Below are 22,094 nucleotides of genomic sequence, written 5' to 3' on the forward strand. Positions count from 1 at the left end.
TCTCCTTCGCCCGCCTGAACTCAATCCAACATCATGATGGCCGTCGGCGCATCCTCGTTGCGTTCGGCAAGTTCCTCGAATTCGGTGATCTTGTCGATTTCCGTGCCCATGGAAATGTTGGTGACGCGCTCGAGGATGAATTCGAGGACGACCGGAACCTGGTGCTCCTTCATCAGCCGCTGCGCTTCCTTGAAGGCGCCGGCGAATTCCTCGGGCTTCTTCACGCGGACCGCCTTGCAGCCCATCGCTTCCGCGACCGCGACATGGTCGACGCCGTAGCCCGCCTCCGGATCGCCTGCACGGTTGACGTTCTCGAAGGCGAGGCTCACCTCGTAGTCCATCGAAAAACCCCGCTGCGCCTGGCGGATCAGGCCGAGATAGGCGTTGTTCACGACGACGTGGATGTAGGGCAGCTTGTGCTGCGCGCCGACGGCCAGTTCCTCGATCATGAACTGGAAGTCGTAATCGCCGGAGAGCGCGACGATGTCGCGGTCCGGATCGGCGGCGCGCACGCCGAGCGCCGCCGGCAGCGTCCAGCCGAGCGGGCCGGCCTGGCCGCAATTGATCCAGTTGCGCGGCTTGTAGACGTGCAGGAACTGCGCGCCGGCGATCTGCGACAGGCCGATCGTGGTGACATATGTGGTGTCGCGGGCGAACGCCTTGTTCATTTCCTCATAGACGCGCTGCGGCTTCAGCGGCACCTGCTCGAAATGCGTCTTGCGCTTCATCGTCTTCTTGCGCTGCTGGCACTCCTTGGCCCAGGCCGACCAGTCGCGCAGCTTGCCGGCGGTGCGCCATTCGGTGGCGACGTCGAGCAGGATCTTCAGCGCGGCGCCCGCATCCGAGACGAGGCCGAGATCCGGCGCGAAGACGCGGCCGATCTGGGTGGGTTCGATGTCGACATGGATGAATTTTTTCCCCTTCGTGTACACATCGACCGAGCCGGTGTGGCGGTTGGCCCAGCGGTTGCCGATGCCGAGGACGAAGTCGGATGCCAGCATCGTCGCGTTGCCGTAGCGGTGCGAGGTCTGCAGGCCGCACATGCCGGCCATCAGCCGATGGTCGTCGGGGATCGCGCCCCAGCCCATCAGCGTCGGGATGACCGGCACGCCGGTGACTTCGGCGAACTCGATCAAAAGATCGGAAGCGTCGGCGTTGATGATGCCGCCGCCAGCGACGATCAGCGGCTTTTCCGCTTCGTTGAGCATCGAAAGCGCCTTTTCGGCCTGGGCGCGCGTCATCGCCGGCTTGAACGGAGCGAGCGGCTCATAGGCGTCGATGTCGAATTCGATTTCGGCAAGCTGCACGTCGACCGGCAGGTCGACCAGCACCGGACCCGGCCGCGACGAGCGCATCAGATGGAACGCCTTCTGCAGCGCCATCGGCACCAGATAGGGCTCCATGACGGTGACCGCCCATTTGGCGACGGGTGCGGCGATCGAAGCGATGTCGACAGCCTGGAAATCCTCCTTGTTGAGACGGGCGCGCGGAGCCTGGCCGGTGATGCAGAGGATCGGGATCGAATCCGCCGAGGCCGAATAGAGACCGGTGATCATGTCGGTGCCGGCAGGACCGGAGGTGCCGATGCACAGCCCGATATTGCCGGCCTTGGCGCGCGTATATCCTTCGGCCATGTGCGAGGCGCCCTCGACATGGCGGGCGAGCACGTGGCGTATGGTGCCGCGCGCCTTCAGTGCCGAATAGAGCGGATTGATCGCCGCGCCGGGCACGCCGAAGGCATTGGTGATGCCTTCCTTTTCGAGAACGAGGACCGCTGCGTCGACAGCACGCATCTTGGCCATGACAAGCCTCCATTTCGTTGGTTGGCTTGACAATGCCAGTGCGCCTTCGATTTTTCAATTTTTTCAGAATATTTTTTCATTTCTAGAAAGCCCCTCTTGTTAGCTGATTTTATTTTGTTTTTCGTTTTCCAGAAAATCCACCGCGACGATCACTGAAAAACTTTTTCATTGCATCCGGCGGCAAATCGGCGAGAATGACAGGCATGGAAACGACGGAAAAACGCCAGCGCGGCCGGCCGCGCGCCTTCAACGGCCCATCCGAAGCGGCGTCGGTGCAGTCGCTCGACCGGGCGCTGCGGATCCTCGCGATCGTCGCCGAGGCCAGCGGGCTGTCGCTCAGCGAAATCGCGGCGCAAAGCGGCATTGCCGCCTCCACCGCCTATCGCATGCTGACGACACTGGAAAACCACGGCATGGTCGAGTTCGATACGACCGACCAGCTCTGGTCGGTCGGCGTTGAGACCTACCGCATGGGCGCGGCCTTCCTGCGCCGGCGCAAGCTCGTCGACCGCGCCCGCATCGTCATGCAGGAACTCATGGAAAAGACCGGCGAAACGGCCAATCTCGGCGTCGCCGAGGACGATTGCGTCGTCTTCGTCAGCCAGGTCGAGACGCACCAGGCGATCCGCGCCTTCTTCCGGCCGGGCACGCGCAGCCCCTTCCATGCTTCCGGAATCGGCAAGGCGGTGCTGGCGCATCTCGAGCCGGAACGGGTCGCGGCCATCCTGCGCAAGGCGGGCCTGCAGCGCTATACCGACAAGACGCTGTCCGACATTTCGGCGCTGGCGCATGACCTCGCGACCATCAAGCGCCGCGGCTGGTCGGTCGACGACGAGGAGCGCCATCCCGGCATGCGCTGCGTGGCCGCAGCCATCTTCAACGAATATGGCGAGCCGATCGGCGGCGTTTCGGTGTCCGGGCCAACGGTGCGGGTCACGCCCGAGCGGCTGGCCGAGATCGGTCCGCTGGTGCGCGACGCCGCGGTCGAAGTGACGAAGATGATCGGCGGCGGCAAAGCGTTCTGACTAGGAAGCGCCCGGCAAAGCGCTCTTGGCCGATATGTCGAAGAAATCGAGCAGGATGGCCAGGCCGACGCCACAGGCCGCCAAGATGAGGCCGGCGATGAATATGCGACTGGCGCGGTCATGAATGCTTCGCTGCAGGGATTTGATGTCGAGCAGAATGGCCAGCGCCCGGATCTGCAGCGCAATGCCGACCAGGATCGGCAGGACGGCAATCAGATGGTAGGTCTGCCATGGGATCGGGTTGGCCGCCCAATGGGTGATGAAGCCTAGCGAGAACGCCAGCAGAATGCCGACGATGGTGATGGTGCCGTTGCGGAAAACCGGTTCGACCCGTTCTTCCCTGGGATCCTGATTGTCCAAGCCACCCTCCCCTCGATTGGCGTCAAAGCCAGACTAGACGCTTGCAAAATCGCTGTACATCGGTGGTTGCTGCGCAAGAGCCGGCCGGTCACTGCCGGGCCGGACGCAGGGCTGTCTTGCCGCGGCGTTTGAATGCATGCGAAAGGGCATGGATGCGGAAAACAGCTTATCTCCTATCCGCCGCCTCGCTTTGCGGATGCGTGGCGACGACACCGCCGCCGACAGCACCTATCGGCGGCCCCAGCGGCAAACCACAGGTCGATCCTATTCCGATTTCACTGGCCCTGGAGGAGATCATCACCGCCGGCGTCCGCCAGCACCTGAAAAACCCTCTCGCCGCAAAGTTCGGAACGATGCTTGCCGGAGAGCGCACGCTGAACGGCCGCGACGAGACCGTTGTGTGCGGCTATGTCGACGACAAGGGTTCTCCCGGCGGCAGCGAACCGTTCATCGGCAAGATTTATCCCGATGCCGGAAACAGTTTTGAACTCGTCGCGATAAACGACGCTTCAGTCAGCGGCGCCTGCCGCATGGCGGGATTGGCGTTGCCCGAGCAGAAACCCAATTCCTAAGAACGCTGTTCGCCTCAAACCAATCGGGCGGAGTGCTCGAACGCAAGAAAAGGGGCGCGTACAGCCCCTTGTCCTGTCGTTGATTTGGCTCCCCTTAGAGCCTGCAATAACGCGGGCCGTCGTAGCTCATATAGGTGTCGGAGCGCTCGTCGTAGCTGGCGTAGCGGGCGTAGCAGCGGCGGACGTGGATCGAGTCGTAGCCGTCGTCTTCGACATAGACGGTGCGGGGCTGCTGAGCGAGCAGGCTGCCGAGCACGAAACCGCCGACGCCGGCGGCGATGCCGATGCCGAGCTCGCGGCGGTGATGATGGTCGTGGGCGGCCGAAGGCTGGACGGTGCCGACGAGCGAGCCGGCGGTGACAGTGGTGGCGATGAGGCCGGAAACGATGGTGCGCTTGAACATGACGATCTCCTGGATTTCGGTGGAGAGGCGAACCATCCGCCTCTTGATCATGGGTCGCAGCAAGCCGAAAAAAGGTTCGAAGATTTTCGAGATTTTTTCGCCGACGATTTTCGCGGCCTTTCTCCGCCTCCGACTGCCGATCGCCCGAAATGCAAAAAAGGGCGGCCCGAGGCCGCCCTTCGAAGACAAAATGGTCTTCTCGTCAAAGGAAGATGATCACCTTGCCGTGGTGGTGGTGATGATGATTGTGGTGCCACCACCACCAGGGCTTGCCGTGATGATTGTGGTGATGATGGTTATGGTGGTGATGATGATGATTGCCATGGGCCGAGGACGCTTCGACCGTGGCGGCGAGCGCGCCGGTGGCAACAAAAACGGCGACGAGGCCGGACGTAAGGGTACGCTTCAACATGATGATCTCCTGGATCCTTGATCGAGGCGACCATTCGCCTCTCGGGAGATCAGTCGTGGCGAAGCGGCAAAAGGTTCGAAGGATCGAGTGAGTAGTCGGTAGGCGGTAGGAACCTGCAGGGCTGGCGACAAATACTCACTACTCACTATCGACTACTGACTATCACTCTATCCCATCCCCGTGACATGCCTCAGCCAGAAGGCCAGCACGATAAAGCCGACGAAGGTGGCGACGCCGGTCCAGTCGATATTGGCCTTCTTCAGATCGCTGACGACCTTCACCAGCAGAAGCCAGGTCACGACGATGAGCGGCAGGATGATGACGAATCTGATCATGCGGCACCCCGTTCGATGCGATTGCACCTGAACAAGATGTAGGAAGCGGCGCGACGCTTTTCAGCATGCCGGCTTAGCGCCGGATCCATTAGCAAGCCGAAACGGAGTTTTGTCTTTACTGGCGCACGAAATATGCTACCGGAGCGCCATGCCCTTGTAGCTCAGCTGGTAGAGCAGCGGTTTTGTAAACCGAAGGTCGCGGGTTCGATCCCTGCCGGGGGCACCAGAAAGTCAGTCTTCCAGTCTTCCCCCCAAAACTAAACGCGGCACTTGAGCTGGCGGGCTCGTTCAATCGCCTAACACTTTGCAAAGCCGCTATCTTTTTCAACGCCGGGTGTTAAGGGGTATACGCAGGGGTAACGTGCCACCCTAGCCAAGGCTTGTGACACTCGCGCAAATCATCAAGCGAAACGATGCGAAATCCGGCATGCAAAGTTTGGCATGCAAGCGAGCGTCGTTGCTAATCGGCCGTCCGAAGCCTATGCTTTCGATATCGGCCGCTAGGCACGTACGGATGCAGCCGACAGTGAGAGGAAAGTGCTCTTGCCCGCAACGGGAGAAGAGCCATGCCTCAATCCACTTTTCGCAACCACGTACTGAAATCCCTCGCCCGTGACGATTTCGCCCTCTTGCAGCCGTCGATGCATCACGTCGAACTGGGCATCAGAGAACAGCTAGAGGTCGCCTATCAGCCGATAGAGCAGGTGTATTTTCCCGAGACGGGGATCGCTTCGGTAGTCGCTGCCATGACTGGAGGGCGCCAAAGCGAAGTCGGCATCATCGGCCACGATGGTATGACGGGTGTTACGGTCATTCTCGGCCAGGAGAGCTCTCCCAACGAGACCTATATTCAGATCGCTGGCCAGGGCTGGTGCCTGCCGGTTGAAAATCTTCGCGCGGCCCTCGCAAAAAGCCCGACCCTTGGCCGATCGTTGCTTCGCTATGCCAACGCCTTCCTCATCCAGGCCTCCCGGACCGCGCTGGTCAACGGCCACTCGAAGATCGAGGAGCGGCTGGCTCGGTGGCTGCTCATGGTCCACGATCGCTCTTCAGGAAGCAAGATTTACCTGACGCACGAATTTCTGGCGACCATGCTTGGCGCCCGGCGCCCAGGAGTCACAACGGCCCTGCAAATGCTTGAATATCGGGGGCTGGTCCAAGCCAGACGCGGCGAGATCACGATCGTCGATCGCAGCGGACTGATTAAGCTCACACACGGTGCCTATGGCGAGGAAGAGCAACGCCATTTCGACGTTGTCTCCAGCTGATTGTCCGGAAGCGTACATATGCTTGATGGCCGCTGAAAATAGGGCGTAAATCACGTTGGTTTGGGCTCAGGGAGGAACTCGCAATGACCAACGCTTTTCACAGCGTCACGGTTGAAAAGGCGACCGAGGCCTATGTCCTTTCCAGGGGTCGAGCCCGGTTCCTTTCCATCTCACAGGCAATCCGCGCCATCCGGACACTTATGCCTGCCTGCAGAACCAGCGACCACGAGTTGGAGGGTATGTTGGCGGCGGCCTGCATCGTTCACGGCATTCCCGTGGCCTTCGACGCAACGATGGCCGAGGGCGAGGAAATGCGGCTCCATTCGTAGGGTCGGAGATGCTCACGATCGCCCAGACAGCCATTTCGTCGGACGTTCGGCAGGCGATTGTCCGTTACCTGATCGATAAGGTCGACGACCCCAGCATTTCGATCGCCGACTCTGTCCATGCCGTGAGAGAGATGTTCCCACTCTGCGAGCTGACGGATTGGCAACTTGGCGATCACATCGCTCGAGCCGCGATCGACGCAGGATTTGCGGTTGAATTCGACGCCGAGGTTCCCTGAATGAAGACAATGGCAGGCGCATATCTGGATCACCTTTTGGAGTGCCCCTTTTGCGGGACGATCCGCCTCCAGATCCCGGCCGACGCCCAGCCTTCAACGCCAATCAGGTGCGCTGATTGCGGGCAATATCTCGGCACATGGGACGATTTGCAGACCGATTTTGAGTCCCAGGGGGGCAATGACGGAATATTCCGTCTCGACAAGGGGCGCATCCTGAAACTCGATTAGCGCCCGCTCATCAAGCGAACCTTGCATGCCGGGACCTTTCCTGAGGGCTCACACCCCAATCGCCGACACCAAAATCCGGTTCTGCCTTCGTACCGCCGCGCGCAGCTCCGGTATCCTCGCTTCGTCGCGCTTGACGAACTCGATGAACATCATGTTCATGTTGTTGAAGATCAGCTCTCCCACCGCCGGCCCGTCGATGTCCGGCCGCACGAGGCCGATCTCCTGCAGCCGCGCCATCAGGGCGCTTATTTGCTCGGTTAGCGCGCGGTCGAGCGCGGTGTAGGCCTGGCCGAAGGGGCTGTCGGGCAATTGGGTCGAGATCGCCATCGCCTGACGCCACATCTCCTTGCTCAGATAATTCAGCGAGTGCTCGATATAGATGCCGATCAGCGTGTCCAGCGCGTCGCCGACATTGGCCGGGGGGCTGGCGACCACCCCTCGCCCGGCATTCAGCACCTCGTTGACTTCCATTGAAACGATGGCGCCGAGGATGTCGCCCTTGTTCTGGTAGTAGTTGTAGATGGTGCCGATCGAGACTTCAGCCTGTGCGGCGATCGCTTCGATCTTGGCGCCTTCATAGCCGGCCTCGCGGAAAAGCGCCGTCGCCGCATCGATGATGCGGCGGTGCCGGTCCGCCTTCTGCCGTTCGCGCAATCCGCTCATACCAGCCTCTCTGCCACAAATCATAATTGACTCAATTTTAGAATTGGTTCAACTTTTCTTCCAACAGGCCAGCAAAGGCAGGGAGAACACTCGATGACCGTCAACGCCCGGACTCCGCTTTCCATTCTGAAATCTCATCTTTCAGCCGCCTGCGCGACAGCCGCATTGCTGCTCGCGGCCGGCAGCGCCCAGGCCGCCGATCTCAACGCTCTGATCTGGTGCGACCATTCCGATCCGGCGCTGCTGCAGCCCTTCGAGGAGGCCAACAACGTCAAGGTCAACGTCAAGGAGTTCGAGGGCACCGGTGCAGGTCTCGCAATCGTCGAGCAGTCGCAGCCTGGCGACTGGGATGTGATGGTGATCGATAGCATCGACGTGCCGCGTGGCGTCGAAAAGGGCCTGTTCGAGCCGCTGCCTGAGGACAAATTGCCCTTCGCCGACCTCTTCCCGGAAGTGAAGATGGACAAGTCCACCGTCGTCGACGGCAAGCGCTACGGCATCACCGAAAAGTTCCGGCTACAACACGATCGGCTTCAACAAGACCAAGGTCGATCCGGTCGACATGCAGTCGCTGGCCTCGCTCACTAGCGACAAATACAAGGGCAAGGTCGCGATCTACGACTATTACCTGCCGGTGATCGGCATGGCCGCTTTGGCCATCGGCAAGAAGACCGCCGACCTCACCGAAGCCGACCTGCCGGCGCTCAAGGCCGAGCTTCTCAAGATGAAGGCCAATGCCAAGCTCGTCGGCGAAGTCACCGCCAGCCAGACCGCCCTTGCAACCGGCGAGGTCGACATCCTGGTCGGCGGCGGCGAATGGGTGACGGCCGGCCTTGCCAAGGAGAACCCGGCGCTCGACTTCTCTATCCCGAAAGAAGGCGCTGTGCTGTGGTCGCAGTCGCTCGCCATGTTCAAGGATTCCAAGAACAAGGACATGGCGCTGAAATTCATCCAGTACATCATGAGCCCGGGGGGCCAGGCGCGGCTTGCGACCTCCTCCTGCTACTGGGGCATGCCGTCGAACAAGAAGGCGGCGCTGAGCGACGATCAGAAGAAGATCCTGCGCTTCGACGAGCAGCCCGGCTTCCTCGCCCGCGCCCAGGCCTATCCGGCGCCGAACGCCGATCTCGACAAGAAGATGCAGGACATGTGGACCGAGATGCTGCAGGCGCAGTAAATCGGCCGATGGCATCCGCGGGAAACAATTCGCGTGCCCTGCCCTGGGCGCTGGTCACGCCGGCGCTGGCATGGACGTGTGCATTCTTCGTGCTGCCCTTCATCGCCATGGGGTTTTCCAGCCTCACGGCGCATGAAGGCGGCGGCTTCACTTTAGCCAATTACAGCCAGTTCTTCACCGACCCGTCCTACTGGCGGGCGATGGTCAACTCGCTGGAGGTCACGGCAATCGTCACCGTGATCTCGATCCTGCTCGCCTATCCCTTTGCCTGGATCCTTGCCGAGATGGTGCCGGAACGGTGGCAGCGGCTGGCGCTGATGCTGGCCGTGCTGCCATTCTGGACCTCCTATGTCGTGCGCTCCTATTCCTGGCTGCTGGTGCTGGCGCAGAACGGCGTCATCAACCGGGCGCTGACCGGCATCGGCCTGATCGGCGAACCGCTGCAGCTCGCCAACACGCGCTTCGCTACCGTCACCGGCTTCGTGCATTTCTTCGTCATGCTGCTGACGCTGACGATCTTCGCCAATCTCAAGCAGCTCAACCCGAGTTATCGCAGGGCGGCCGCCGATCTCGGCGCGGGACCGGTGCGCGCCTTCCTGCATGTCGTGCTGCCGCTGACCTTGCCGGGCATCATGGTCGGCGCCTTCCTGACTTTCGTGCTCTGCATCGGCGACTACATCACGCCGCAGATACTCGGCGGCAACAACGAGCTGCTCATGCCGCAGCTCGTCATGATGCAGATCGGCCGCCGCGGCGATTTTCCGCTGGCCTCCGCGCTGTCGATCATCCTGATGGCCGTCGTCACCATCGCCTATCTCGCCTGCGCGCGCTGGCTGAAGATCGAGCGGGCGTGACGATGCGCGCCGCCGTCCGCCTCGCCGCCTGGGTCTACGCCATCGCCGTCTACGGCTTCATCTTCCTGCCGGTGGTCGTGCTTGTGCTGTTTTCGCTGCAGGCGACCTCCTTCCCCATCCCGCCATTCACCGGCCCATCGCTGCGCTGGTACCAGGCGGTGCTGTCCGAGGCGAGGCTCACCTCGGCATTGTTCAATTCGCTGCTGGTGGCGGTGCTCTCCTCGCTTGCTTCGGTCACGCTCGGCTTTCTGTCGGCCTGGGGCTTCGCGCGCTTCGTGCTGCCGGGCTCGGCCATCCTGCGCGGGTTGATCACGCTGCCGCTCACCGTCAGCTACCTCATCATCGGCATGGGCCTGCTTGTGCTGTTCAACTGGGCCGGCGTGCCGAAATCGCTGCTTGCGGCCGGCATCGGCCATGTCGTGATCAACCTGCCGCTCTGCTTCGCCATCATCTACAGCCAGATGGGCGATCACCAGATCAACATCGAGCGCGCCGCGCGCGACCTCGGCGCCGCCGAGTGGAAGGTGCTGCTCATGATCACCGTGCCGGTCATGGCGCCGGCAATCTTCGCAGGCTTCTTCCTGTCGATGACCTTCTCCTGGGACGAGTTCGTCATCTCCTTCCTGCTCACCCGTTTCGAGACGACGCTGCCCGTGGAAATCTGGAACTCCTGCGCTCCGGCCTCAATCCCAAGACCAATGCCGTCGGCTCGCTGGTCTTTGCCGTCTCCATCGTCCTGGTGGTGTTTTTCGAACTGACGCTGTTGCGGAGAAAGCCGGCATGAGTGCGCCCTTCGTCGACATCCGCAACGTCTCGCACCGCTTCGGCCAGCTCCCGGTGCTGAAGAACGTCTCGCTGGCGATCGAGCCCGGCAGCTATACGATCCTGCTCGGCCCGTCCGGTTCCGGCAAGACGACGCTGCTTTCGATCCTCGGCGGCTTCGTCAATCCAAGCGAGGGCACGGTCTTCATTCGTGGCCAGGATTGCACCGCGGTGCCGCCGGCCAAGCGCCCGACGACCACCGTGTTCCAGGACTATGCGCTGTTTCCGCATATGAGCGTCGGCGGCAATGTCGGCTTCGGGCTGCGCATGCAAGGCGTCGACGGCGCGACCCGAGCGGCGAAGGCGCGCGAGGCACTTGCGCTTGTCGGGCTGGCGGCCGCCTTCGACAAGAAGCCGCATCAGCTTTCCGGTGGCCAGCGCCAGCGCGTGGCCCTCGCCCGCGCGCTGGTCATCGAGCCTGCGGTGCTTCTGCTCGACGAGCCGCTCGGCGCGCTGGACCTGAAGCTGCGCCGGCAGATGCAGGACGAGTTGAAGGCGATCCAGAAGCGCGTCGGCACCGCCTTCATCCATGTCACCCACGACCAGGAAGAAGCGATGGCGCTGGCCGACCATTGCGTGGCAACGCTCAAGACATCATCCTGCTGGCGGACTGATCCATGGGTATGCTTCCCGTCATCGAGGCTCCGGACTGGTACGAAACCATCCGCATGGGCGACGGCGTCACGCTCATCCATGAGCCGTGGATAAAGCCGTTCTTCCGCTGCAACATCTGGCATGTGCGCGGGCGCGACCGCGACCTGCTGTTCGATACCGGCCTCGGCCATTTCAGCCTACGGCGCCATGTTCCGCTGGTGAGCGAGCGCAAGCTGACCTGCGTCGCCAGCCACACGCATTTCGACCACATCGGCTGCCATCACGAATTCCCCGACCGCTGCGTGCATTCGGCCGAAGCCCAAATCCTTGCCGATCCGCGTAATGAATGGACGGTCGCCGACCGTTACGCCAATGAGGAGATGTTCGACGGCGCGCCGGAAGGCTGGGACACCGCGCGCTACCTGATCCTGCCGGCACCGGCGGGCCGGCTGCTCGAGCACGGCGACGTCGTCGATCTCGGTGACCGCGCCTTCGAGGTCATCCACACGCCTGGACATTCGCCCGGCGGCATCGCGCTTTACGAGAAAAGGACCGGCATCCTGCTGTCGGGCGACATCGTCTATGACGGGCCGCTGATCGACGACGTCTATCACTCCGATATTCAGGATTATGTCGGGACGCTGCTTGCCATCCGCGACCTCGACGTCTCGGTCGTGCATGGCGGCCATTTTCCGAGTTTCGGCAAGGTGCGCTACCGGCAGCTCATCGACGAGTATGTTGCGGGCAAGCGCAAGGCCGGCTGCCACCTGCGGAGCGGCTGAGCGACCGGGGAGGCGAAGCCTACAGCGCCCTTTGCGGACAAGGTGTCCCGGTGGCGTCGCCGCAGCGGGAGGCCGTCGGCTGCGGCCGCTGGCTCATCTCTTCGGAATGGCGCACCAGTTCAGCGAACATGAGCGCGAAACTTCCCATCATCAGGAAGACTATGATCAGACGCGTTACCGGCAATAGACAGGTCTCTCGACTGGCCAGCCCCCGCCACCCATCCACTGTCGGCTAACATGATCGATCCGGCTTTACGAGTGTTTAAGCTTGGCCTTAACCATAGCAGCCATCACATTCGTGTCGCGGCTGTCACGAAGCGCGATTGTCGGATGTGACCCGCCGGCCCGCGCAGCGCCCTTCACAGATATGGGCGGCGCATGCTACGCCGTCGCCGGCGCGGCCCCGCAGACGGTCGCCCTCCGGGAGCCATGAGCAAAGCCGCCAGCCGTTTCGCCTTCGTCTCTTCCGACACCGACGACGCCCGCGCGGCGCTGGAAAGCCTGTCGGCGCGCTATGGGCAGGTGCCTGTCGCGGAGGCCGAGATCATCATTGCGCTGGGCGGCGACGGCTTTCTTCTGCAGACGCTGCGCGACACGATGAGCACGGGCAAGAAGGTCTACGGCATGAACCGTGGCACCATCGGCTTCCTGATGAACGAATATCGCGCCGGCGGCCTCGAGGAACGCATCGCCGCCGCCGTCGCCGAGACGATCCGGCCGCTCGAAATGGTCGCGGTGACGCATGACGGCGAAACCGTTTCGGCGCCGGCCATCAACGAGGTGGCGCTGTGGCGCCAGTCCTACCAGACGGCGAAGATCCGCATCACCGTCGATGGCCAGGTGCGGCTGGAGGAACTCAACTGCGACGGCGTGATGATCGCGACGCCCGCTGGCTCCACCGCCTACAATCTGTCGGCGCATGGGCCAATCCTGCCGCTCGATGCGCCGCTTCTGGCGCTGACGCCAGTGAGTCCTTTCCGACCGCGCCGCTGGCGTGGGGCGCTGCTGTCCAACAAGGCGACCATACGCTTCGACATCCTGGAAGCCGAAAAGCGCCCAGTGAATGCCGCGGCCGATCATACCGAGGTCAAGGCGGTGGCCTCCATCACCGTGCGGGAATCGCCGACGGCGACGGCAACTTTGCTGTTCGATCCGAACCATTCATGGAACGAACGCATCCTTGCCGAGCAGTTCCGCTACTGAGCCGGCGCAACGATACTGTTTCGATCAAGCGTCGCGATTAAGGTTACGTCTTCACAATCGCTGTATTTCGGTCCGTTTCTGTTGACAAATCGAGGACTTGCGCCTAACTGCAACACCGATCTTGCAGGCGCGCGGCGCCTGCCGCGGCTACTGTGTCGCGATTTTCCCAACCAACAAAGACAACAAACACTTGTCCTCAGACACCACGATCGCTCAAGAAGCGTTGACATTCTCAGACCTCGGCCTGTCGCCGAAGGTGCTCTCCGCAGTCACCGATGCCGGCTACACCAAGCCGACGCCGATCCAGGCCGGCGCCATCCCGCATGCGCTGCTCGGCAAGGACGTGCTGGGTATCGCCCAAACCGGCACCGGCAAGACCGCTTCCTTCGTGCTGCCGATGCTGACGCGCCTGGAAAAGGGCCGGGCGCGAGCCCGCATGCCGCGCACGCTGATCCTCGAACCGACCCGTGAGCTGGCCGCGCAGGTCGAGGAAAACTTCATCAAATACGGCAAGAACCACAAGCTCAACATCGCGCTACTGATCGGCGGCGTCTCATTCGACGAGCAGGACAAGAAGCTCGAGCGCGGCGCCGACGTGCTGATAGCTACGCCCGGCCGCCTGCTCGACCACCGTGAGCGCGGCAAGCTCCTTCTCAACGGCGTCGAGATTCTCGTCATCGACGAGGCCGACCGGATGCTCGACATGGGCTTCATTCCCGACATCGAGCGCATCTGCGAGATGATCCCGTTCACGCGCCAGACGCTGTTCTTCTCGGCGACGATGCCGCCGGAGATCACCAAGCTCACCGAGAAATTCCTGCATGCGCCGGTCCGCGTCGAGGTTTCCAAGGCGGCCTCCACCGCAACCAGCATCACGCAGCGGCTGGTGAAATCCGGCGCGAAGCCATGGGACAAGCGCGAGACCCTGCGCAACCTGATCAAGGCCGAAGACGCGGAACTGAAGAACGCGATCATCTTCTGCAACCGCAAGATCGAAGTATCGGAGCTGTTCCGCTCGCTGCTGAAGCATGATTTCGATGCCGGCGCGCTGCATGGCGACATGGACCAGCGCGCCCGCATGCAGATGCTCGCCAATTTCCGCGACGGCAAGCTGCGCTACCTCGTAGCCTCGGACGTCGCCGCGCGCGGTCTCGACATTCCCGACGTCAGCCACGTCTTCAACTACGATGTGCCGATCCATGCCGAGGACTATGTCCATCGCATCGGCCGCACCGGCCGCGCCGGCCGCGCCGGCAAGTCCTTCACCATCGCCACCCGCTCCGACACCAAATATGTCGACGCGATCGAAAGGCTGATCGGCACCAAGATCGAGTGGCATGACGGCGACCTGTCGACCGTGACCGAGAGCGAGGGCGAGGAGCAGCCGCGCCGCGGCCGCGGCGCCCCGCGTCGCGCCGGCCGCAAGGACGAGGACCGCAAGGACGATCGCAAAGAACGCGGCGAGCGCAAGAAGGACCGTCACGCCAAGCGCGATGAGACGCCCGATACCGCGCGCGAGGAACAGCCCGTCGCCGAAGTGGCCGATATCGCCGAACGCCGCGCCCGCAAGGACGCGATCCGTTCCGAGAACGAGCGCAAGGGCCCGGGCAACCGTCACGAGCAGCGCGGTGACGCTCGTCCGCATCGCGACCGCCCCGGCCGCCACCGTCAGGAAGAAGACGACGCGACCGTCGGCTTCGGCGACGACGTGCCGGCCTTCATGCGGATCGTCGCGAAGGTCTGAAGTCGATACCAGCATAGCCTGGAATGAAAGCGGCCCCAAACGGGGCCGCTTTCTTTTTCTGCTTCGCCCGAAGCAAGCCGGCCAAAGGCGATGCCTACATCGGTCCCGGCATCATCTTGGTCGGCTTCTCAAGCATCGGGAACTCGGCCTTGCTGCATTTCACGTTCGGGTTCGTTGGACTGAACATGCCGTTCGGATTGTCCCTGAACAGCCATGCATGCAGGTCGTAGTGGACGAACTCCCTCGGAATGAGCGGATAGTGGCCTTCCATCGGCCCCATGAATTTTTGGCCGAACAATGTCGGGGCCGCCTTGGTGTCCGGTGTCAGCGGCACCAGCCATTCCACGCCAACCAGCTTCAAGCCCTTCTTCGTCGGCTCGTAGATCAGGACGTTGGGCTTCATCGGGTCGAGCGGCTTGCCGACGCTCGGGACGTTGACGAAATGGATACCCATCGCGCCCTTCGGATAGTACATCGCGCCATCTATCTTCTCGCCGCTATAGTGGACGCAGCCGACGGTCGACAAATAGAGGTCGCGGACAGCGGTCGTGTAATCTTCATACTTGGCCAGCGATTTCTTCAAGGCTTCGATGTCGGCCTTGTTGGCGTCCTCGGCGCGGGCCGTCGCGACCCCGAACGATGTGCCAATAAGATACGCCAAAGCGAGGACGCCGCAGCGCCCCAAGCGAGCTGTTCTTGTCATGCATTCCTCCCAGATTCCTTGATCTGGCCGTGCAAGACCGGGGCGGCAGGTGTTGATTGCGCGGCCAATTGACCACCCCATCCCTCTGGAACAGCAGGATGGTAGTCCTTTCACGGGTTCCGGAAAAGTATCAATTAGAAAAAGCTAATGCCATAAGACCTCCGATCCCATCTTTGGACCATTTCAAACAAAAACGGCCCCGTACGGGGGCCCCGTACGGGGCCGTTTGCCTTGATGGTGTTTTGCGCCTCTACGCTCCGTTTTCTCTCAGGTGAGCGGCGACAGCTGGATTTCGACGCGGCGGTTCTGCTCGCGGCCGGCGGCGGTCGCATTGGATGCGATCGGGCGGGTCTTGCCGAAGCCGGTGACGGCGAAGCGGCGCTGATCGACGCCCTGGCCGGACAGGTAATTTGCGACGGCAAGCGCGCGACGCTGCGACAGATCGAAATTGTGCTGGTCGCCGCCGGTCGAATCGGTGTGGCCGAAAACGTCCACCGTGGTCTGGCGGAATTTCTTCAGCACCAGCGCGACCGAATTCAGCACCGGATAGAAGCCCGGCTTCACCGCATCCTGGTCGACATTGAAGGTGATGTCGGACGGCATGTTGAGGATGATCTGGTCGCCGCTGCGGGTGACGCTCACGCCGGTGCCCTGCAGCTGACGGCGAAGCTCCGCCTCGTTCTGATCCATCGTCGCGCCGATCGCGCCGCCGGCGAGCGCGCCGATGCCGGCACCGATCAGGGCGTTGCGGCGGTCATTGCCGCCGGCCAGCAGACCGAGGCTGGCACCTGCCAGCGCGCCGAGGCCGGCGCCGGCTGCCGTATTGGAGATCTTCTGGTCGCCGGTATACGGATCGGTGGTGGTGCAGGCGCTCACCAATAGAGCCGTCGCCACGGCGACGAGCACAGTCTTCTTCATGAGATTGGTCCCTCTCCAATTCGCAGCCTTTGCGGCCGCGCCAAATCAGCCCTTCCGCAGCCTTGTAGCATGAAATGCGGCGAAAAACGGAACGGGAATGCGGCCGGCAAAGTCCGGCGGTCGTTCCCGCTTCGCGTCTACCACAAATTCTTGCCGTCGATGACCACCACCTCGACCTTATCCAGGTCGAAATCGTCGAACAGGCGCGAATTGACGCTGATCTTCGGGTTGTCGAAGTCCGGCTTTCCGGTCGACCAATCAGGCGTTTCGGTGAAGGTGCCGCAGCCGCAGGTGGCGCAGAAACCATGCTTTACGGTCTTCGAGCCCCAGCGGTAGAAGGAGACGTTCTGCGGCGGGCTCGTGAGCTTGAATTGCGACGGCACATAATACGCCCATAGCGACCCGCGCTTCGAGCAGAACGAGCATGTGCATTGCGTCACCGTCCGCGGCGCCTCGGCAACCTCGAAGGTTGTCGCCTTGCAATGGCAGCTTCCCTTGATGGTCATGAACTCACCTCTCCCATTGTCCGCCACGCGCTTTCTTTCACGCAATTCCGAACGGAAAACCTGGAATTGCTCCGTGGCAAGGCAACATAAAGAAGCGTCCTGACAACCGTCTGTCAGCAGGATATGCAGCCTTCTGCTGCCGTGGATCGAGGCCCGGGTCTTGCCTCCCGCGGCAGGTCCAAAGCCCTAGTAAGATGGTGGCGGCACGAACAGGCAGATCGTCTTGCCGGCGTCGAGCCCGGCCTGATGCGCGCACCAGTGATATTCGCCGTCGGGCGAATTCTTGACCCGCTTGTCGCTATAGGCCACCACCTCGCCCGTGCCTTTTATGACATAGCCTTCGGGCCGCTCGCTGATCGATGACTGCGGCACCTCCTTGCAATCGAAGTTGGCACAACAGGCAAAGGGGTATTTCCAGCCTTGCGGCATGACAGCCGTAGGCTGGGCGTCGTGCGCGATGGCCGGCGGCGCCAGCACCGAGATGGCTCCAACAGCGAACAGGGAGAACAAAAGTCGGCCAGCCGGTCGAACGGCTTGGGCCGATCTTGATATGGCAGCAGACATCGAAACGTTCCTTTCGAGCATCAAGCGTTTTCGCTTGCCCGTTCCCGGAACGTATCTTCCCAGTGGCCGGATCGTCGGTCGCAGATATGCCGCACCCGGCCATAAATGCTTTTACTCCCAGCGCAAAGGCTGGGCTGATTCCTCGGTTGGCGCAAGCATCCGCTTGCATCGGCAAAGCCGCGCTTCACGCCAACCCCTGCTATCCAGAATCGTGTGCCGGCTTGGTTAACGACCGGTTAGCCGCACGGAACTGGTGCCGGACAACGGGATTCGGCTCAAGCTGGTTCCAAGCGTTCAGCCGGGAACATGCCCATCATACTGCGGCAGGCCGTCGGCGATTGTGAACCACTTCGCCTTGGACCCAACAAAGATGTGCGCGGTCGGCCGTATGGTCGGATCGTCGACCAGCGTCCCCATGGCGATATGCACATAGGCGCCGTCGCGGACCAACGAATAGATGAGCGAGCCGCATCGCCCGCAATGCGCGTCGTGGCCAGTTTCGTCACCGTAGATCAGCAGCGGGTCATCGCCGGCGGTCAGGCGAAACTTTTCGCGCTCGATGCCGGCGAAGGGTTTGAACGCCGACCCCGTGGTGCGCCGGCAGTTCGAGCAATGGCAGTTGGCGGCATAAACGAATTCGTCCGCAACCTCATAGTGGACTGCGCCGCAGAAGCATTTTCCGGTAAGTTTGCGCGTCACCGGCTCCTCCCTCGTGCGACGCGGGGCCCCCTAGTCGAGGTCCGCCACTGCTTCGCCGGCGCCGCCCTCGATCCGATGCGAGAGCGAGGCTTCCATAAACTCGTCGAGATCGCCGTCGAGCACGCTCGACGGCGAAGTGCTTTCGACGCCGGTGCGCAGATCCTTCACGAGCTGATAGGGCTGCAGCACGTAGGAGCGGATCTGGTGGCCCCAGCCGATGTCGCTCTTCGACGCCTCGGTGGCATTGGCGACCGCCTCGCGCTTCTTCAGCTCTTCCTCGTAAAGCCGCGAGCGCAGCATTTCCCATGCCTTGGCGCGGTTCTTGTGCTGCGAGCGCTCGGCCTGGCAGGCGACCGCGATGCCGGTCGCCAAATGGGTGATGCGCACCGCCGAGTCGGTGGTGTTGACGTGCTGGCCGCCCGAACCCGAGGAGCGATAGGTGTCGATGCGTACATCGGATTCGGAAACATTGATCTCGATCGAGTCATCGATGACCGGATAGACCCAGACGCTGGCGAAGGAGGTGTGGCGCCGCGCGTTGCTGTCGTAAGGCGAAATGCGCACCAGGCGATGGACGCCGGACTCTGTCTTCAGCCAGCCATAGGCGTTGTGGCCCTTGATCAGCACGGTGGCGGACTTGATGCCCGCCTCTTCGCCGTCATGGATTTCCAGAATCTCGACCTTGAAGCGGCGGCGCTCGGCCCAGCGCGTGTACATGCGCAGGAGCATCGAGGCCCAGTCCTGGCTCTCGGTGCCGCCGGCGCCAGCATGGATTTCGAGATAGCTGTCGTTGGCGTCGGCCTCGCCCGAGAGCAGCGTCTCGACCTGGCGGGCCTTCGCCTCGCCCTGCATCGAACGCAGCGCCGCCTCCGCTTCCGCGATAATGCCGTCGTCGCCCTCTTCCTCGCCGAGTTCGATCAGGCCGATATTGTCTTCCAGCGCCTGCGTCATCCCCTTGACGGCGGCGATGCCGTCCTCGAGCTCCTGGCGCTCCCGCATCAGCTTCTGCGCTTCGATCGGATCATTCCAGAGGCTGGAATCCTCGGCGCGCGAATTCAGGTATTCAAGCCGCTTTACAGCTTGGTCCCAGTCAAAGATGCCTCCTCAGCAGGGTTATCGCCTGCCTGATCTCGTCGACAATGTTGAGCGTTTCCGCGCGCATGGCTCTTCGTTCGGTCCTGTTCTTTTCGGTCTTTTCGGAATAGGCGCGATACATAGGCACGGCATCGCTGCCTGTAAAGCGAAATGGGCCGGCACCAACCTGCCGGCCCATTGCGAAATCCGGCAACGTCAATAGAGGCCGCCGCCGCCGTCCTGGATGGCCTGGTTGGCCTGCGGCGACAGCCCCGCGCCGGAACCGTTCGAGCCATCCGCGCCCATGCCGATCACCCAGTAGCTGTCAGCCGGACCGGTGCCAGGCTTGAAAGCCTCGATGATGGTGTTCGGATCGCCTTCGGCGGCACGCATGCCGGTCTTGCGGTTGATTGCGATCAGCTTCATGCCATCGGGAACCTGGAAGTCGGTGTTCGGCTTGCCGTCGAGCGCAACGCGCATGAAGTCCTTGAAGATCGGGGCTGCCAAACCGCCGCCAGTGGCGCCATGGCCAAGGCCGCGCGGCGTGTCGTAGCCCATATAGAGGCCGACGACGAGGTTCGGGGTGAAGCCGATGAACCAGGCGTCCTTCTCGTCATTGGTCGTGCCGGTCTTGCCGGCGATGTGGCGGCCGAGCTCACCGACGGTGGCGCCGGTGCCGCGCTGCACGACGCCCTCCATCATCGAGGTGATCTGATAGGCGGTCATCGGGTCGAGCACCTGCTCGGAATTGTCGACCAGCTCCGGCTCCGGCTGGTTCTTCCATTCGGTGGCGTTGCAGCCTTCGCAGCCGCGCTCGTCCTGCTTGAACACCGTCTTGCCGTAGCGGTCCTGGATGCGGTCGATCAGCGACGGTTTGATCGATTTGCCGCCATTGGCCATGATCGAATAGGCCGAGACCATGCGCATGACGGTCGTCTCGCCGGAGCCCAGCGCCATCGGCAGATAGGGCGCCAGATGATCGTAAACGCCGAAGCGCTCGGCATATTCCACGACCAGCTTCATGCCCATGTCGTTGGCCAGCCGCACGGTCATCAGATTGCGCGACTTCTCGATGCCAGAGCGCAAGGTGGCCGGGCCGGCGACCGTGCCGTCATAGTTCTTCGGCGTCCAGGTGGTGTTGCCGCTCTGGATGGTGATCGGGCCGTCCATGATCACCGAGGCCGGCGTATAGCCATTGTCGAGCGCCGCCGAATAGACGATCGGCTTGAACGAGGAACCGGGCTGGCGCATCGCCTGGGTGGCGCGGTTGAATTCCGACTGCGCGTAGGAGAAGCCGCCGACCATGGCGAGCACGCGGCCGGTGTGCGGATCCATGGCGACGAGGCCGCCCTCGACCTCCGGCACCTGGCGCAGCATGTAGGTGTTGTCGGAGCCGTCATTCTTCTGCACGAAGACCACATCGCCGGGCTCCAGCACTTCCGCCGGAGACTTCGCCCTGACGGACTTGCCGTTGACGAAGTGGCGCATGGCGAAGCCCATGTCCTCCTTGCTGACGGTGCCCTGGACGCGTTCCTTGACCAGATCGCCGGAAATCTGCCGCGTCGGCTGGATGCCGATGGTCAGGCCGGTTGCCGAGCTGTCGAGCACGACGGCCAGCGTCCATTCCGGCACATCCTCGAGGCCCTTCACATTGCCGAGCGGCACGCCCCAGTCGCCGGAAACGTCGATATGCGTCACCGGACCGCGATAGCCGCGCAGCATGTCGTATTTGAGCAGGCCGTTCTGCATCGCCTTACGGGCGATAAGCTGGATTTTGGGATCGAGCGTGGTGCGCACCGACAGGCCGCCCTCGTAAAGCGCATTCTCGCCGTAGCGCGCGATGATCTGGCGGCGGACTTCCTCGGTGAAGTACTCGCCGGCAAACAGATAGGAGCCGTTGCGGCGCGGCGTTACGCCGAGCGGTTCGGCCTTGGCCTTGTCGCCCTCCTCGCGGGTGACGTAGCCGTTCTCGACCATCTGGTCGATGACCCAGTTGCGGCGCTCCAGGGCACGGTCGGCGTGCTTGAAGGGGTGATAGTTGTTCGGGCCCTTCGGCAACGAGGCGAGATAAGCCGCCTCGGCGACCGTCAGCTCGTTGACCGATTTGTCGAAATAGGTGAGCGCGGCGCCCGCGACGCCATAGGCGCCGAAGCCGAAGAAGATTTCGTTGAGATAGAGCTCGAGGATGCGGTCCTTCGAATAGGCCTGCTCGATGCGGAAGGCCAGGATCATCTCCTTGATCTTGCGCTCATAGGTCTGATCGGAAGAGAGCAGGAAGTTCTTGGCCACCTGCTGGGTGATCGTCGAGGCGCCGACCTGCCGCCGGCCGGAACCGAAATTCTGCAGATTGACGATGATGGCGCGGCCAAGACCGGTGATGTCGATGCCCGGATGGTTGTAGAAGTTCTTGTCCTCGGCCGACATGAAGGCGGCCTTGACGCGGTCCGGGATGGCCTGGATCGGCAGATAGAGACGCCGCTCGCGCGCATATTCAGCCATCAACGCGCCGTCGGAGGCATGGATGCGCGTCGTCACCGGCGGTTCGTATTTGGCCAGAACCTCGTAGTCGGGCAGGTCCTTCGTCAGATGGCTGATGTAGATGGCAAGACCGGCCGCCACCAGCAGCGCCAGCGTCGTGCCGATGCCAAAGAAATAGCCGATGAGACGAATCATGCCCGCTCCAGTCCGAGGTTCGGGAATTTCCTAGACGAAGCCGACAGTCGCGCAAGCTTCCAGGGGCGGTCCCAATCCGCAATCGAAAAACCCATGTCGCGACCATGTGGACAAAATACGGCAGCGCGAAATTTGAGGACTCGGTTGG

At 62.4% G+C, this 22,094-nt stretch carries 22 protein-coding genes, 1 tRNA gene and 3 pseudogenes; 14 read left to right on the forward strand and 12 right to left on the reverse strand.

Going from position 1 to position 22,094, the window contains the following annotated elements; translation table 11 throughout:
• Positions 1 to 20: 20 nt before the first annotated feature.
• On the reverse strand, positions 21 to 1,802 hold the full coding sequence (gene gcl / locus FJ424_RS24835) for a glyoxylate carboligase (protein ID WP_140657603.1): 1,782 nt from the start codon (positions 1,800 to 1,802) through the stop codon (positions 21 to 23).
• 203 nt (positions 1,803 to 2,005) lie between these two features.
• Between gcl and bhcR the strand changes: the two genes are divergently transcribed.
• Positions 2,006 to 2,827 carry an HTH-type transcriptional regulator BhcR gene (gene bhcR / locus FJ424_RS24840; RefSeq protein WP_140646968.1) on the forward strand — a complete coding sequence of 274 codons (822 nt, stop codon included), beginning with the start codon at positions 2,006 to 2,008 and terminating at the stop codon, positions 2,825 to 2,827.
• Here bhcR and FJ424_RS24845 read toward each other — a convergent pair whose 3' ends face one another.
• Positions 2,828 to 3,187 (reverse strand): hypothetical protein, encoded by a 360-nt coding sequence (locus FJ424_RS24845; RefSeq protein ID WP_140657601.1) that lies wholly within the window; start codon positions 3,185 to 3,187, stop codon positions 2,828 to 2,830.
• A 200-nt stretch (positions 3,188 to 3,387) separates the two neighbouring features.
• Between FJ424_RS24845 and FJ424_RS24850 the strand changes: the two genes are divergently transcribed.
• Positions 3,388 to 3,759: a hypothetical protein gene (locus tag FJ424_RS24850; RefSeq protein WP_246677345.1), complete on the forward strand. Its 372-nt coding sequence runs from the start codon at positions 3,388 to 3,390 to the stop codon at positions 3,757 to 3,759.
• Between the two features lie 94 nt (positions 3,760 to 3,853).
• Here FJ424_RS24850 and FJ424_RS24855 read toward each other — a convergent pair whose 3' ends face one another.
• Positions 3,854 to 4,162 carry a BA14K family protein gene (locus tag FJ424_RS24855; RefSeq protein WP_140657599.1) on the reverse strand — a complete coding sequence of 103 codons (309 nt, stop codon included), beginning with the start codon at positions 4,160 to 4,162 and terminating at the stop codon, positions 3,854 to 3,856.
• On the opposite strand from FJ424_RS24855, the gene FJ424_RS33695 reads away from it, so the two are divergent.
• Positions 4,155 to 4,595: a hypothetical protein gene (locus FJ424_RS33695; protein ID WP_181182126.1), complete on the forward strand. Its 441-nt coding sequence runs from the start codon at positions 4,155 to 4,157 to the stop codon at positions 4,593 to 4,595. The genes FJ424_RS24855 and FJ424_RS33695 overlap by 8 nt on opposite strands.
• 146 nt (positions 4,596 to 4,741) lie before the next feature.
• Here FJ424_RS33695 and FJ424_RS24865 read toward each other — a convergent pair whose 3' ends face one another.
• Positions 4,742 to 4,909, reverse strand: a complete 168-nt coding sequence (locus tag FJ424_RS24865; protein WP_095767587.1) for a hypothetical protein — start codon at positions 4,907 to 4,909, stop codon at positions 4,742 to 4,744.
• A 150-nt stretch (positions 4,910 to 5,059) separates the two neighbouring features.
• On the opposite strand from FJ424_RS24865, the gene FJ424_RS24870 reads away from it, so the two are divergent.
• The 4 genes from FJ424_RS24870 to FJ424_RS24885 all read left to right on the forward strand — a co-directional run bounded on the left by FJ424_RS24870 (position 5,060) and on the right by FJ424_RS24885 (position 6,742).
• A tRNA-Thr gene (locus FJ424_RS24870) sits at positions 5,060 to 5,135 on the forward strand.
• 340 nt (positions 5,136 to 5,475) lie between these two features.
• On the forward strand, positions 5,476 to 6,177 hold the full coding sequence (locus FJ424_RS24875) for a Crp/Fnr family transcriptional regulator (RefSeq protein WP_140657595.1): 702 nt from the start codon (positions 5,476 to 5,478) through the stop codon (positions 6,175 to 6,177).
• 83 nt (positions 6,178 to 6,260) lie between these two features.
• Positions 6,261 to 6,506, forward strand: a complete 246-nt coding sequence (locus tag FJ424_RS24880) for a hypothetical protein (RefSeq protein ID WP_140657593.1) — start codon at positions 6,261 to 6,263, stop codon at positions 6,504 to 6,506.
• Between the two features lie 8 nt (positions 6,507 to 6,514).
• Positions 6,515 to 6,742: a hypothetical protein gene (locus FJ424_RS24885; protein WP_140657591.1), complete on the forward strand. Its 228-nt coding sequence runs from the start codon at positions 6,515 to 6,517 to the stop codon at positions 6,740 to 6,742.
• A gap of 276 nt (positions 6,743 to 7,018) precedes the next feature.
• On the opposite strand, the gene FJ424_RS24895 is transcribed toward FJ424_RS24885, so the two are convergent.
• Positions 7,019 to 7,633, reverse strand: coding sequence for a TetR/AcrR family transcriptional regulator (locus FJ424_RS24895; RefSeq protein WP_140657589.1), 615 nt, complete (start codon positions 7,631 to 7,633; stop codon positions 7,019 to 7,021).
• Positions 7,634 to 7,726: 93 nt separating this feature from the next.
• On the opposite strand from FJ424_RS24895, the pseudogene FJ424_RS24900 reads away from it, so the two are divergent.
• From FJ424_RS24900 to FJ424_RS24930, 7 genes and pseudogenes are all read left to right on the forward strand, one after another.
• Positions 7,727 to 8,810: pseudogene (locus FJ424_RS24900) on the forward strand (spermidine/putrescine ABC transporter substrate-binding protein).
• A gap of 8 nt (positions 8,811 to 8,818) precedes the next feature.
• Positions 8,819 to 9,664 (forward strand): ABC transporter permease, encoded by an 846-nt coding sequence (locus FJ424_RS24905; protein WP_140657587.1) that lies wholly within the window; start codon positions 8,819 to 8,821, stop codon positions 9,662 to 9,664.
• A 2-nt stretch (positions 9,665 to 9,666) separates the two neighbouring features.
• A pseudogene (locus FJ424_RS24910) lies at positions 9,667 to 10,448 on the forward strand (ABC transporter permease).
• Positions 10,445 to 11,065 (forward strand): annotated as a pseudogene (locus FJ424_RS24915) (ABC transporter ATP-binding protein); the annotation flags it as partial. The pseudogenes FJ424_RS24910 and FJ424_RS24915, both read left to right, overlap by 4 nt.
• 38 nt (positions 11,066 to 11,103) lie before the next feature.
• Positions 11,104 to 11,862 carry an MBL fold metallo-hydrolase gene (locus tag FJ424_RS24920; protein ID WP_140657585.1) on the forward strand — a complete coding sequence of 253 codons (759 nt, stop codon included), beginning with the start codon at positions 11,104 to 11,106 and terminating at the stop codon, positions 11,860 to 11,862.
• A 429-nt stretch (positions 11,863 to 12,291) separates the two neighbouring features.
• Positions 12,292 to 13,065 carry an NAD kinase gene (locus tag FJ424_RS24925; RefSeq protein WP_140646950.1) on the forward strand — a complete coding sequence of 258 codons (774 nt, stop codon included), beginning with the start codon at positions 12,292 to 12,294 and terminating at the stop codon, positions 13,063 to 13,065.
• Between the two features lie 190 nt (positions 13,066 to 13,255).
• Complete coding sequence (locus tag FJ424_RS24930) at positions 13,256 to 14,809, forward strand: DEAD/DEAH box helicase (RefSeq protein WP_181182125.1); 1,554 nt, start codon at positions 13,256 to 13,258, stop codon at positions 14,807 to 14,809.
• A gap of 94 nt (positions 14,810 to 14,903) precedes the next feature.
• Here the strand turns inward: FJ424_RS24930 and FJ424_RS24935 are convergent, their stop codons facing one another.
• The 7 genes from FJ424_RS24935 to FJ424_RS24965 form a co-directional block, all read right to left on the reverse strand.
• Positions 14,904 to 15,512 (reverse strand): hypothetical protein, encoded by a 609-nt coding sequence (locus FJ424_RS24935; protein ID WP_140657581.1) that lies wholly within the window; start codon positions 15,510 to 15,512, stop codon positions 14,904 to 14,906.
• 267 nt (positions 15,513 to 15,779) lie between these two features.
• Complete coding sequence (locus FJ424_RS24940) at positions 15,780 to 16,430, reverse strand: OmpA family protein (RefSeq protein WP_112099652.1); 651 nt, start codon at positions 16,428 to 16,430, stop codon at positions 15,780 to 15,782.
• Positions 16,431 to 16,567: 137 nt separating this feature from the next.
• Entirely contained in the window at positions 16,568 to 16,936 is a 369-nt protein-coding gene (locus FJ424_RS24945; protein WP_140646947.1) for a GFA family protein, read from the reverse strand.
• 186 nt (positions 16,937 to 17,122) lie between these two features.
• Positions 17,123 to 17,500, reverse strand: a complete 378-nt coding sequence (locus FJ424_RS24950) for a hypothetical protein (RefSeq protein WP_140646946.1) — start codon at positions 17,498 to 17,500, stop codon at positions 17,123 to 17,125.
• Between the two features lie 294 nt (positions 17,501 to 17,794).
• Entirely contained in the window at positions 17,795 to 18,199 is a 405-nt protein-coding gene (locus FJ424_RS24955; RefSeq protein WP_140657579.1) for a GFA family protein, read from the reverse strand.
• Between the two features lie 30 nt (positions 18,200 to 18,229).
• A protein-coding gene (prfB, locus tag FJ424_RS24960; RefSeq protein ID WP_140646944.1) for a peptide chain release factor 2 occupies positions 18,230 to 19,361 on the reverse strand; the annotation gives its coding sequence in 2 pieces (ribosomal slippage) (positions 18,230 to 19,294 and positions 19,296 to 19,361; 1,131 coding nt in all).
• Between the two features lie 128 nt (positions 19,362 to 19,489).
• Positions 19,490 to 21,946 carry a penicillin-binding protein 1A gene (locus FJ424_RS24965; protein ID WP_140646943.1) on the reverse strand — a complete coding sequence of 819 codons (2,457 nt, stop codon included), beginning with the start codon at positions 21,944 to 21,946 and terminating at the stop codon, positions 19,490 to 19,492.
• Between the last annotated feature and the right edge of the window lie 148 nt (positions 21,947 to 22,094).

Origin of the sequence: Mesorhizobium sp. B3-1-8 (assembly GCF_006439495.1) — a bacterium.
In the GTDB taxonomy this organism is placed as follows: Bacteria; Pseudomonadota; Alphaproteobacteria; order Rhizobiales; family Rhizobiaceae; genus Mesorhizobium.